10 protein-coding genes are annotated in these 11,935 nt (G+C 61.6%); 7 read left to right on the top strand and 3 right to left on the bottom strand.

Annotated elements, in window-relative coordinates; genetic code table 11:
- The coding region (gene rlmG, locus CW267_RS23395; RefSeq protein ID WP_101148661.1) for a 23S rRNA (guanine(1835)-N(2))-methyltransferase RlmG at positions 1-841 on the top strand (841 nt) is incomplete at its 5' end.
- Between the two features lie 224 nt (positions 842-1,065).
- Here the strand turns inward: rlmG and CW267_RS23390 are convergent.
- From CW267_RS23390 to lsrR, 3 genes are all read right to left on the bottom strand, one after another.
- A complete protein-coding gene (locus tag CW267_RS23390; RefSeq protein ID WP_039102564.1) occupies positions 1,066-3,087 on the bottom strand; it encodes an NADPH-dependent 2,4-dienoyl-CoA reductase in 2,022 nt (673 codons plus the stop codon).
- 291 nt (positions 3,088-3,378) lie between these two features.
- Positions 3,379-4,971, bottom strand: a complete 1,593-nt coding sequence (lsrK, locus tag CW267_RS23380; RefSeq protein WP_022066317.1) for an autoinducer-2 kinase — start codon at positions 4,969-4,971, stop codon at positions 3,379-3,381.
- Between the two features lie 37 nt (positions 4,972-5,008).
- A complete protein-coding gene (gene lsrR / locus CW267_RS23375; protein WP_012540508.1) occupies positions 5,009-5,980 on the bottom strand; it encodes a transcriptional regulator LsrR in 972 nt (323 codons plus the stop codon).
- A gap of 218 nt (positions 5,981-6,198) precedes the next feature.
- Between lsrR and lsrA the strand changes: the two genes are divergently transcribed.
- From lsrA to lsrG, 6 genes are read left to right on the top strand one after another with little or no spacing between them, the layout of a single operon-like run.
- Entirely contained in the window at positions 6,199-7,686 is a 1,488-nt protein-coding gene (gene lsrA, locus CW267_RS23370; protein ID WP_012540509.1) for an autoinducer 2 ABC transporter ATP-binding protein LsrA, read from the top strand.
- Positions 7,683-8,717, top strand: a complete 1,035-nt coding sequence (lsrC, locus tag CW267_RS23365; protein ID WP_016161856.1) for an autoinducer 2 ABC transporter permease LsrC — start codon at positions 7,683-7,685, stop codon at positions 8,715-8,717. The genes lsrA and lsrC overlap by 4 nt, the downstream gene beginning before the upstream one ends.
- Positions 8,718-9,722 carry an autoinducer 2 ABC transporter permease LsrD gene (gene lsrD / locus CW267_RS23360; protein WP_022066315.1) on the top strand — a complete coding sequence of 335 codons (1,005 nt, stop codon included), beginning with the start codon at positions 8,718-8,720 and terminating at the stop codon, positions 9,720-9,722.
- A complete protein-coding gene (lsrB, locus tag CW267_RS23355) occupies positions 9,719-10,732 on the top strand; it encodes an autoinducer 2 ABC transporter substrate-binding protein LsrB (RefSeq protein WP_008806564.1) in 1,014 nt (337 codons plus the stop codon). Before lsrD ends, lsrB begins: the two co-directional genes overlap by 4 nt.
- 11 nt (positions 10,733-10,743) lie before the next feature.
- Positions 10,744-11,631, top strand: a complete 888-nt coding sequence (lsrF, locus tag CW267_RS23350) for a 3-hydroxy-5-phosphonooxypentane-2,4-dione thiolase (RefSeq protein WP_012967199.1) — start codon at positions 10,744-10,746, stop codon at positions 11,629-11,631.
- Positions 11,628-11,924 carry a (4S)-4-hydroxy-5-phosphonooxypentane-2,3-dione isomerase gene (gene lsrG, locus CW267_RS23345; protein WP_002917723.1) on the top strand — a complete coding sequence of 99 codons (297 nt, stop codon included), beginning with the start codon at positions 11,628-11,630 and terminating at the stop codon, positions 11,922-11,924. Before lsrF ends, lsrG begins: the two co-directional genes overlap by 4 nt.
- Positions 11,925-11,935: the final 11 nt, after the last annotated feature.

The raw sequence follows: 11,935 nt of genomic DNA, 5'->3' as shown, positions 1-11,935 counted from the left end.
CCTGAGCCCGCTACCGGCCGCGCCGGCGCTGGTGCTGATTAAGGTGCCAAAACAGCTGGCGCTGCTGGAACAGCAGCTGCGCGCCCTGCGCGAAGTAGTCACGCCGGAAACCCGCATCATCGCCGCGGCGAAAGCCCGTGATGTGCACAACTCGACGCTGGCGCTGTTTGAAAAAATCCTCGGCACCACCACCACCTCGCTGGCGTGGAAAAAAGCGCGTTTGATCCACTGCGTTTTCACCGCTCCTGAGCTTGCCGATGCGCCGCAAACCTACAGCTGGAAGCTGGACGGCACGCCGTGGACCATCCATAACCACGCCAACGTTTTTGCCCGCAGCGGGCTAGATATCGGCGCGCGTTTCTTCTTGCAGCACTTACCGTCTGATTTAGAAGGCGAGATCGCCGATCTCGGCTGCGGCAATGGGGTGATTGGCCTGCAGGCGCTGGCGCAAAACCCGAACGCGCGGGTCATGTTTACCGATGAGTCGCACATGGCGGTGGCTTCCAGCCGGTTGAACGTCGAGCGCAACCTGCCGGACGATATCGCACGCTGTGAATTTATGGTCAATAACTCGCTCTCCGGCATTGAGCCGGATCGCTTTACGGCGATCCTGTGTAATCCGCCGTTCCATCAGCAGCACGCGATTACCGACCATATTGCCTGGCAGATGTTTAACGATGCCCGCCGCAGCCTGAAATATGGCGGCGAGCTGTACGTCGTCGGCAACCGCCACCTCGATTACTTCCGTAAGCTGAAGCGCGCTTTTGGTAATTGCACGACGATTGCGACGAACAATAAGTTTGTCATTTTGAAAGCAACGAAGGTGCGTAAGCAGCGCTGATTTTTGTCGCGGTTTCCCCCGGCTCGCGGCTGTCGCCTTAGCCGGGCTACCGACGATTGCGACGAACAATAAGTTCGTAGTTTTGAAAGCAACGAAGGTGCGTGAGCAGCGCTGATTCCTTTTGTTGTTTCCCCCCGGCTCGCGGCTGTCGCCTTAGCCGGGCTACCGTCCGGGATTATCGTGGTAGCCCGGGGAAGGCGCATCGCGCCGCCCCCGGGACACGGCTAAATCGCCAGCGCCAGTTTTGTGCCCTGGGCAATCGCCCGGCGCGCATCCAGCTCCGCCGCCACGTCGCAACCGCCGATCAAATGCACCGTTTTCCCTGCCGCGCGCAGCGGATCCGCCAGCTCGCGGCGCGGCTCCTGACCGGCGCAGATCACCACCTGATCGACCGCCAACAGCTGGCGCTCGCCGCCGATAGTGACATGTAACCCTTCATCATCGATCTTTTCATAGCTGACCGCCGGGATCATTTTCACGCCGCGCGCCAGCAGCGTCGCGCGGTGGATCCAGCCGGTGGTTTTGCCGAGCCCTTCGCCCGGTTTGCTGGCTTTGCGCTGCAGCATCACAATCTGTCGCGAGCTTTTACTCAGTTGCGGGCCTTCAGGATGCAGCCCTCCCGCCGTTTGCAGGCTGGTATCGATACCCCATTCGCGGCAGAACTCACCGATATCCTGGCTGGTGGCCGCGCCCGACTGGCTTAAATACATCGCGGTGTCGAAGCCGATACCGCCGCAGCCGATAATCGCCACCTTCGCGCCAACCGGCGCTTTATCACGCAAGACATCCAGGTAGCTCAGCACCTTGGGATGATCGATCCCGTCGATCGCCGGCAGGCGCGGGGCGATACCGGTGGCGAGGATCGTCTCATCGAACGCCAGCAGATCGTCTGCCGTGACGCGGGTGTTCAGGCGTAGATCGACACCATGAAGATCGAGCATGGTGCGGTAGTAACGCAGCGTCTCGTGAAACTCCTCTTTGCCGGGGATCTGTTTGGCGATATTAAACTGGCCGCCGATCTCCGGGAGCGCATCGAACAACGTGACGTGATGACCGCGAGCGGCGGCGTTAACGGCGAAGGCCAGACCGGCAGGCCCGGCGCCGACCACCGCCAGCCGTTTAGGCGCGTTGGCCGGCAGGACCGGCATCAGGGTTTCATGACAGGCGCGCGGGTTGACCAGACAGGAGGTGACTTTGCCGACGAAGATTCGATCGAGACACGCCTGGTTGCAACCGATGCAGGTATTGATCTCCCCGGCGCGATCGCGCTGCGCTTTCGACATAAATTCGGCGTCGGCGAGGAACGGGCGGGCCATCGATACCATATCGGCATCGCCGCGAGCGAGAATATCCTCCGCGACCTGCGGATCGTTGATGCGGTTGGTGGTGATCAACGGGATCGACACCGCGCCCTTCAGCTTGCGGGTGACCCAGCTGAACGCTCCGCGCGGTACCGGCGTGGCGATGGTCGGAATGCGCGCTTCGTGCCAGCCAATCCCGGTGTTGATAATTGTCGCCCCCGCCGCTTCAATCGCTTTAGCCAGTTCGGTGACTTCCGCCAGCGTGCTGCCGTCGTTGACCAGATCGAGCATCGACAGGCGGTAGATGATAATGAAATCGTGGCCGGCGCGCTGGCGCACCGCCTTAACCACTTCAATGGCGAAACGCATGCGCCTGGCATAATCGCCGCCCCATTGGTCGTCGCGCTGGTTGGTGCGCGCGGCGAGAAATTCGTTAATCAGATAGCCTTCTGAACCCATCACTTCGACGCCGTCATAGCCCGCTTCACGCGCCAGCTGGGCGCAGTGGGCAAAATCATCGATCAGCGTCAGGATCTCATCGTGGCTCAGTTCATGGGGCGTAAAACGGTTAATCGGCGCCTGTAGCGCCGAGGGGGCCACCAGCGCGGGCTGGTAGCTGTAACGGCCGGTATGCAGGATCTGCAGGGCGATTTTGCCGCCTTCCTGATGTACCGCGTCGGTAATATGGCGATGGTGCGCCAGATGGCTGGCATCGTTGAGTACCGCGCCGCCGGCCATGGTGACTCCAGAGGGCGCCGGAGCGATGCCGCCGGTGACGATCAGCGCCACGCCGTGGCGGGCGCGCTCGGCGTAAAAGGCCGCCAGCCGCTGCGCGCCGTCCGGCAGCTCTTCCAGCCCGGTGTGCATCGAGCCCATCAACACGCGGTTTTTGAGCGTTGTGAAGCCCAGCTCAAGCGGGGCGAAAAGCGACGGATAGCGGCTCATAGTGGCTTCCAATGTAAAATTATTGTTATGTGGTCGGATGAGTTACTAATTTAGCCGTCGCGGAGAAAAAGGGAAAAGGGGAGTGCGGTGATTGTGATGGGATTCAAAGAACGGAACTCGTTGTCCCTCACCCCGACCCTCTCCCGAAGGGAGAGGGAGAAAGGCGGACCGGCACCGATATTCAACGCTAGTGCCGAACGGTTCCCTCACCCAAAGGGCGAGGGGGAAAGGCGGATCGGCATCGGTATTCAAGGCCTGTGCCGAACGGTTCCCTCTCCCACCGGGAGAGGGTTAGGGTGAGGGGGCTACGCGCTGGCGGCGCTCCAGACCCGGCGCCTGCCACATCGACGTTGTCAGCCCGCTATCGACAAGGCCAAGCTGATCGGCGTACACCGTCTGCCATTTGCTCATCATCTCCTGATACAGCTCGCGATGCTGCGGATTTGGGGTGAACTCGCGGTGCCAGCTCACTAACCGTTCTCCTGTACTGGCCATATCGCCATACAGCCCGGCGCCGGTACCGGCGGCGATAGCGCAGCCCAGCGCGGTGGCTTCGCGAACCACCGGCACCCGCACCGGCAGGCCGGTGACGTCGCTGAGGATCTGGCTCCACAGCGCGCCTTTAGAGCCGCCGCCGGCAAACACCAGGCTCTCGAATGTTACCCCGGAGAACTGCGAAATCTGGGCCAGGTTGCAGGCGGAGACAATTGCCGCGTTCTCCTCCAGCGCGCGGAACAGGGTCGCTTTATTGCACTTTTCCGGATCGATGGAGAGGTTAATAAACGACGGCGCGGCGTGGTACCACTGCTTAAAGTGCATGGCGTCGGAAAAAATAGGCATCACGCCGTGGGAACCGGCGGGCACGCGGCTGGCCATCTCCTCCAGCAGCGAATAGGCATCGACGCCGAGCCGCTCGGCAATCAGTTTTTCTTCAGCGCAAAAGGCGTCACGAAACCAGCGCATGGTCAGGCCGGTAAAGAAGCTGATCGATTCCGCCTGCGCCATGCCGGGAATGACATGAGGATTAACACGAATATTCATCTGCGGATCGGTACGCACCTGCGGCAGGTTGACCACCTGCTGCCAGAAAGTGCCGCCGAGTACCGCAGTTTGCCCGGCGCGCACCACCCCAAGGCCCAGGCAGCCGAGCTGGACGTCGCCGCCGCCCATCACCACCGGCGTCCCGGCGCGCAGGCCGCTCTCATGCGCCGCCGCTTCGGTGACGGCGCCCAGCAGGGTACCGGTCTCTTTGACCGGCGACAGCATATCGGCGCGCAGCCCGGCCATATCCAGCAGCGCCGGACGCCAGTCGCGGCTAAACAGGTCGAGCATGCCGGTGGTGCCGGCGTTTGACGGGTCGACCGCCAGCTCGCCGGATAGCTTCGCCGCCAGCCAGTCGCTGATCATGGTGATGGTTGCCGCTTTGCGGTAGATATCGGGGCGGTGGTGCGCCAGCCACAGCAGGCGCGGCATGGCGCTAAGCGCCAGGGTTTGTCCCGAGACCTCGTATACCTCGGATTCAAAACGATAGTCGTGGATCTCCTTAAGCTCCGCCACTTCGCGGCTGGCGCGGGCATCGACGTTGGCGCAGGCCCAGATGGCCTCGCCGTCGCGGTCATAGAGGACGATCCCTTCGCGCATCGAACAGCAGGCGACGGATTGAATATCGGCGGCAGAGAGCCCGGCGGCGTTGAGCGCCTGGCGAATACACTGGCAGGCCAGCTGCCAGTTGGTGGTAAGGTCGAACTCCATCGAGCCGGGGACGTTATCGACGCTCAGGTGTTTCCATTCGGCCTGGCCTACCGCCAGCTGGCGGCCATTAAGATCGAAAATGACCGCCCGAATGCTGCCGGTCCCGGCATCTAACGCTAACAGGTAACTCATGACATGCGCCTCGCTGTTGTCGCGCGGCGCCAGGCCGTCAGGAGGCCAGCGCGAGCACCGCGCGTGCTGTTGTCTCTTCCGTTACCAGGCCATTTATGCGCTTTCCAGTCAGAGCGGCATAAATCGCCTGCGCTTTTTCTTCTCCCCCGGCGACGCCGACGATGGTTGGCAGCTGCGCCAGCTCATCCAGGGTTACGCCGAGCAGTTCCCGATGGATCTCCAGTCCTTCTACCGGCCGGCCGTCGGCCTGCAGGAAATAACCTAAAATGTCGCCGACCGCGCCTTTGCGCGCGTACATCAGCTGTTCGCCCTCGCTGATATAGCCGGAGCGTAAAATCGTGGCGTCGCGCCGCTGATCGATGGCGCCAATGCCAACCACAGCCGCGTCCGCCGCCGTTGCTGCGAGGATAACGTCGCGCACGCTCGACTCACGGCGCAGGATCTCGGCGACCTCCGCCGAAGAGACCCGCAGCGGCGCCGGAATAATGCTGACGCTGCAGGCGGCATCAAGCTGGCCGATGCCGGTCATATAGGGGCCGACGCCGCCGGAGAGGGTCACCAGCCGCACCTGCTGCGAGCCGATAAAGCCGCTGAGATGCTGCAGGCAGCTCATGGTGGCTTCGCCGAACCCGACCGCCAGTAGTTGACCCGGTTGCAGAATGCCCATCAGCGACTGCGCCGCGCCGATACCCAGCCGGGTATTCATCGGCGGGGTGTTGAGCGCCGGCAGCACGCGGGCAATCTTGAGGCCAAAGCGCTGCTGGAGTTCACTTTCCAGCGCCAGACAGCCCTCATAGCGCGAGTTAATCTGCACGCGGATCACCCCGGACTGGCGGCCTTTCTCCAGCAGACGGGAAATCTTCAGCCGCGGCAGCCCCAAACGCTCGCCGATGTCATTTTGCGTCAGGCCGTCGTGGTAGTAGCACCACGCCACCCGCGCCACCAGCTCTTCCTCGGCTAACGCCAGCCCGGCGTAGCGGTTCTCTTCCGTAATGCGTTTTTCGCTCATAAATTGAACTCTTATAAAAATTTAGATCATATGTTCGCTATTGCGCGGTCGGAAAGTGTGAGCCGACTGGCAAAACGGATCTTTCATCGCTGGCCCATTTTTTCCTGAGGATCTAAAGCGCCAAAGTGTGATCTTCGCACGGTTGTAAATATAGTTCACCGTCTACGCTTTTGAACATTATTAAATTTAAAAATCATTTGTTCAATCGAGGCGCGATGATGAAGCCACTGCTTGAAGCTCGCCAGATTTGCAAACAGTTCTCCGGCGTTGCGGTGCTCAAGGGCATTGATTTCACACTAGGCGCGGGCCAGGTGCATGCGCTGATGGGCGGCAACGGCGCGGGTAAATCGACGTTGATGAAGATCATCGCCGGCGTTGAAACGCCGGACAGCGGTGAACTGACGATCGGCGACCGCGCGTTTGCGCGCCTCAGCCCGGCGCTGGCCCACCAGCTGGGCATCTATCTGGTGCCGCAGGAGCCGATGCTGTTTCCCAACCTCAGCGTGCGCGAGAACATTCTTTTCCGCCTGCCGAAGCGGGCGGATACCGTCGCGCGACTGCAGGACAAACTGCGGCAGCTGAACTGCCAGATCAACCTCGATGCCAGCGCCAGCACGCTGGAAGTGGCCGATCAACAGATGGTCGAGATCCTGCGCGGCCTGATGCGCGAGGCGCGGATCCTGATCCTGGATGAACCCACCGCCTCTTTAACCCCGGGCGAAACGGAGAGGTTGTTTAGCCAGATCCGCGCGTTACAGGTGCTGGACGTGGGGATCGTGTTTATCTCGCACAAACTGCCCGAAATCCGCCAGCTTGCCAGCCATATTTCGGTGATGCGCGACGGCGCGGTGGTGCTGAGCGGCGAGACCGCGGCATACCGCGACGAGCAACTGATTAACGCGATGACGCCGGTCAGCCGCGACCATGCGCTGAGCGACACGCAAAAGCTGTGGCTGTCGCTACCGGGCAACCGCCGTACGCAACCGCAGGACTTTCCCGTGCTGCGGGTGGAAGATCTTACCGGAGAAGGTTTTATCGATCTCAATCTGGAGATCCGCGCCGGAGAGATTGTCGGTCTGGCCGGGCTGGTGGGATCCGGGCGCACCGAATTTGCCGAAACCTTATACGGCCTGCGTCCACCGCGCGCCGGGCGGATCTGGCTGGAGAACCGCGAGATTAGCCGCGACAGTACCCGCGCCCGGCTGGCCAGCGGGCTGGTCTATCTGCCGGAAGACCGCCAGGTCTCGGGGCTGTTTCTTGATGCGCCGGTGCGCTGGAACACGGTGATGTTCAATCAGCCGTCGTGGTGGCAGCAGGGGAAACGGGAGGCGGCGGTGGTTGAACGCTATCACCGGGCGCTGGGGATCAAGCTGGCCGATGGCGATCAGCCGGTGCGCACTCTCTCTGGCGGTAACCAGCAAAAGGTGCTGCTGGCGCGCTGTCTGGAAGCTAATCCGTTGCTGCTGATTGTCGATGAGCCGACGCGCGGCGTGGATGTCTCCGCCCGCGCCGATATCTATCAACTGCTAAAAAGCGTTGCCGCGCAAAACGTGGCGGTGCTGATGATCTCCTCCGATCTGGATGAGTTCGTTGGCCTGGCCGACCGGGTGCTGGTGATGCATCAGGGCCGCTACAGCGGTGAGCTGGCGCGACAGGCGGTGACCGTCGATCGCATGATGACCCTGGCCTTCGGAGGGCAGGCATGAAAACGTTACTGAAGAATCGCGAACTGAGCGCCTTCTTTGCCATCGTGGCGCTCTTTGCCGTGCTGGTGGCGCTCAATCCAGCCTATTTCAGCCTGCAGACCCTGGCGATGATTTTCGCCAGCTCGCAAATCCTCTGCCTGCTGGCATTGGGCGCGACGCTGGTGATGCTGACCCGCAATATTGACGTGTCGGTAGGCTCCACCGTTGGGCTGTGCGCCATCGCCGTCGGCGTGGCGCTGAACAACGGTTACGGGCTGGCGACGGCTATCGCCTTTGCGCTGGCGATTGGCGCGCTGGCCGGGGCGTTTAACGGCCTGCTGGTAGTGGGACTGCGCATTCCGGCGATCGTCGCCACCCTCGGCACGCTGGGGTTGTATCGCGGGGTGATGCTGCTGTGGACCGGCGGGAAATGGATCGAGGGCTTGCCCGACAGCCTGAAGTCGCTCTCGGAGCCGGCGTTTATCGGCGTGTCGCCGCTGGGCTGGCTGGTGCTGGCGCTGCTGCTGGCGGGCGGCTGGCTGCTGTCGCGCACCGCCTTTGGTCGTGATTTTTACGCCGTCGGCGATAACCTCGCCGCCGCGCGCCAGTTGGGCGTGGCGGTCAATCGCACGCGGATGCTGGCCTTTACCCTCAACGGCATGCTGGCGGCCTGCGCCGGGATTGTCTTCGCCGCGCAGATTGGTTTTGTGCCTAATCAGACCGGCAGCGGGCTGGAGATGAAAGCCATCGCCGCCTGCGTACTGGGCGGGATCTCGCTGCTCGGCGGTACCGGCACGCTGCTCGGCGCGTTTCTCGGCGCCTTTTTCCTTACCCAAATCGACACCGTGCTGGTGCTGTTCCGCCTTCCCGCCTGGTGGAATGACTTTATCGCCGGCCTGGTGCTGCTCGGCGTGCTGGTGCTCGATGGCCGCCTGCGCCAGGCGCTGGCCCGCCATCAGCGGGCGCTAAAATACAGCCGTTTCCAGCCCGGTAATAAAGGGGGCAAACAGGTTGCCCGCTTTCCCGAACGCAAAAGCAAAGAGGTGGCTTAAATGAAGCTGAAGCTTAACTGGGAAAGCGCGCTGCTGGCGTTGCTGATCGCGGAAATCCTGCTGTTCGGCGCCTTGAATTCGCGCATGCTGGATCTCAATATGCTGCTCTTTAGCACCAGCGACTTTATCTGCATCGGTATTGTCGCGCTGCCGCTGACGCTGGTGATCATCAGCGGCGGGATCGATATTTCGCTGGGCTCGACCATCGGCCTGTGCGCCATCGCCCTCGGGGTGATGACCCAGGCGGCCTGGCCGCTGTGGCTAGCGGTATCGCTGACGTTGCTCTTGGGACTGCTGTGCGGGTTATTCAACGCCGCGCTGATCCACTACACCGGCATCAGCCCGCTGGTGATCACGCTTGGTACGCTGTATCTGTACGGCGGCGGCGCGCTGCTGCTTTCCGGGATGGCCGGCGCGACCGGTTACGAGGGGATTGGCGGTTTTCCCGATAGCTTCACCGCCATCGCCAATTTAACCCTCGCCGGACTGCCGCTACCGCTGGTGCTGTTCGCGATTATCACCTTTCTCTTCTGGCTGCTGGCCCATCGCGGGCGCTTTGGCCGCCATCTCTTTTTACTCGGGCAAAACCCGCGCGCCGCGCGCTATGCCGCGCTGTCGGTGAACGGCATCCCGTACGTGCTGTATGGCCTGGTGGGCGTCGCCTCGGCGGTCGCGGCGCTGGTGATGGTCTCCTATTTCGGCTCGGCGCGTTCGGATTTAGGCCGCGACCTGCTGATGCCGGCGCTGACCGCGGCGGTGCTCGGCGGGGCCAATATTTACGGCGGCTCGGGATCGATACTGGGTACCGCGCTGGCGGCATTGCTGGTGGGGTATCTGCAACAGGGTTTACAGATGGTCGGCATCCCCAACCAGGTGTCGAGCGCGCTGTCAGGGGCGCTGTTGGTTGTGGTGGTGATGGGGCGTTCGCTGAGCCTGCACCGTGAATGGGTGCGCGCGACCTGGCGGCGTCTTTTCTCGCATAGAACAATCGGAGCACAACAATGAAAACAAAACGTATCCTGCAGGTCAGCGCGCTGGCGCTGGCGATGAGCGTGGTTACCGCGCAAGCGGCGGACCGCATCGCCTTTATTCCTAAGCTGGTCGGCGTCGGCTTCTTTACCAGCGGCGGCAACGGCGCGAAAGAGGCGGGGAAAGCGCTGGGCGTTGATGTCACCTATGACGGCCCCACCGAGCCCAGCGTCTCCGGCCAGGTGCAGCTTATCAACAACTTCGTCAACCAGGGCTACAACGCGATTATCGTCTCCGCCGTTTCGCCGGACGGCCTGTGCCCGGCGCTGAAGCGGGCGATGCAGCGCGGGGTGAAAGTCCTGACCTGGGATTCCGATACCAAACCGGAGTGCCGCAGCATCTATATCAACCAGGGTACGCCGCAGCAGCTCGGCGGCCTGCTGGTGGAGATGGCGGAAAAGCAGGTCAGCAAACCTGCCGCCAAAGTCGCGTTTTTCTACTCCAGCCCGACGGTGACCGACCAGAACCAGTGGGTGAAGGAAGCCAAAGCCAAAATCGAAAAAGAGCATCCGCAGTGGCAAATCGTCACCACCCAGTTTGGCTATAACGATGCCACCAAATCGCTGCAAACCGCCGAGGGGATCTTAAAAGCGTATCCGGATCTCGACGCCATTATCGCGCCGGATGCCAATGCGTTGCCGGCGGCGGCGCAGGCGGCGGAGAACCTCAAGCGTCAGGGCGTGGCGATTGTCGGCTTTAGTACGCCGAACGTGATGCGCCCGTACGTTGAGCGCGGCACGGTAAAAGCGTTCGGCCTGTGGGATGTGGTTCAGCAGGGCAAAATTGCGGTTAACGTCGCCGATCGATTGTTGAAAAAGGGCGATCTTAACGTCGGCGACAGCGTTGAGGTGAAAGATATCGGCTCGCTGAAGGTCGAACCGAATAGCGTGCAGGGCTACCAGTATGAGGCGAAGGGCAACGGTATCGTGCTGCTGCCGGAGCGCGTGGTGTTCAGCAAAGAGAACATCAATAACTACGACTTCTGACGGAGGATGAGATGGCTGATTTAGACGACATCAAAGAAGGTAAGGACTTCGGTATCGACCGCCCGCAGCAGAATACGCTGTATACCCTGAAAGGCTGCGGCTCGCTGGACTGGGGCATGCAGTCGCGGATGGCGCGCATCTTTAATCCGCACAGCAACCGCACGGTGATGCTGGCCTTCGATCATGGCTACTTCCAGGGGCCAACCACCGGGCTGGAGCGTATCGACCTGTCGATTGCGCCGCTGTTTGCCGACACCGATGTGCTGATGTGCACCCGCGGCGTACTGCGCAGCCAGGTACCGGCGGCCACCAATAAGCCGGTGGTGCTCCGCGCCTCCGGCGGCAATTCGATTTTGAGCGAACTCTCCAACGAATGCGTGGCGGTGGCGATGGAAGACGCGCTGCGCCTCAACGTTTGCGCGGTGGCGGCGCAGGTCTATATCGGCAGCGAATACGAACATCAGTCGATCAATAACATCATCAAACTGGTGGATGCCGGCAATCGCTACGGTATGCCGGTCCTGGCGGTTACCGGCGTCGGCAAAGAGATGACCCGCGATGCGCGCTACTTCTCGCTGGCCAGCCGGATTGCCGCCGAAATGGGGGCGCAGTTTGTGAAGACCTATTTCGTTGAGGAAGGCTTTGAAAAAGTGACCGCCAGCTGTCCGGTGCCGATCGTGATTGCCGGCGGTAAAAAACTGCCGGAGCATGAGGCGCTGGAGATGTGCTGGCGGGCGATCGATCAGGGGGCGTCCGGGGTGGATATGGGGCGCAATATTTTCCAGTCCAGCGCCCCGCGCGCGATGCTGAAGGCGGTGAAAAAGGTGGTGCATGAGAATCTGAACGCGCGCGAAGCGTATCAGTTCTGGCAGGAAGAGAAACAGGGAGAGCTGAAATGAATGTGACGCTGGTGGAGATCAATATTAAACCCGAGCGGGTGGATGAGTTTCTTGAGGTGTTTCGCGCCAACCACGAAGGCGCGCTGCAGGAGCCGGGCAACCTGCGCTTTGATGTCCTGCAGGATCCCGAGGTGAAAACCCGCTTTTTTATCTACGAAGCCTATAAAGACGATGAGGCGGTGCTGGCGCATAAGAAGACGCCGCACTATTTAGCCTGCGTCGAAAAGCTGGAGGAGATGATGTCGCAGCCGCGGCAGAAACGCAGCTTTATCGGCCTGTTGCCGCAGGTATGAGGATTTTCCTT

The sequence above is a fragment of the Klebsiella sp. X1-16S-Nf21 genome, from assembly GCF_002837615.1.
GTDB classification, from domain to species: domain Bacteria; phylum Pseudomonadota; class Gammaproteobacteria; order Enterobacterales; family Enterobacteriaceae; genus Klebsiella; species Klebsiella variicola.
The sequence above is the reverse complement of the archived record's forward strand: the minus strand, read 5'-3'. Positions and strand labels throughout refer to the sequence as shown.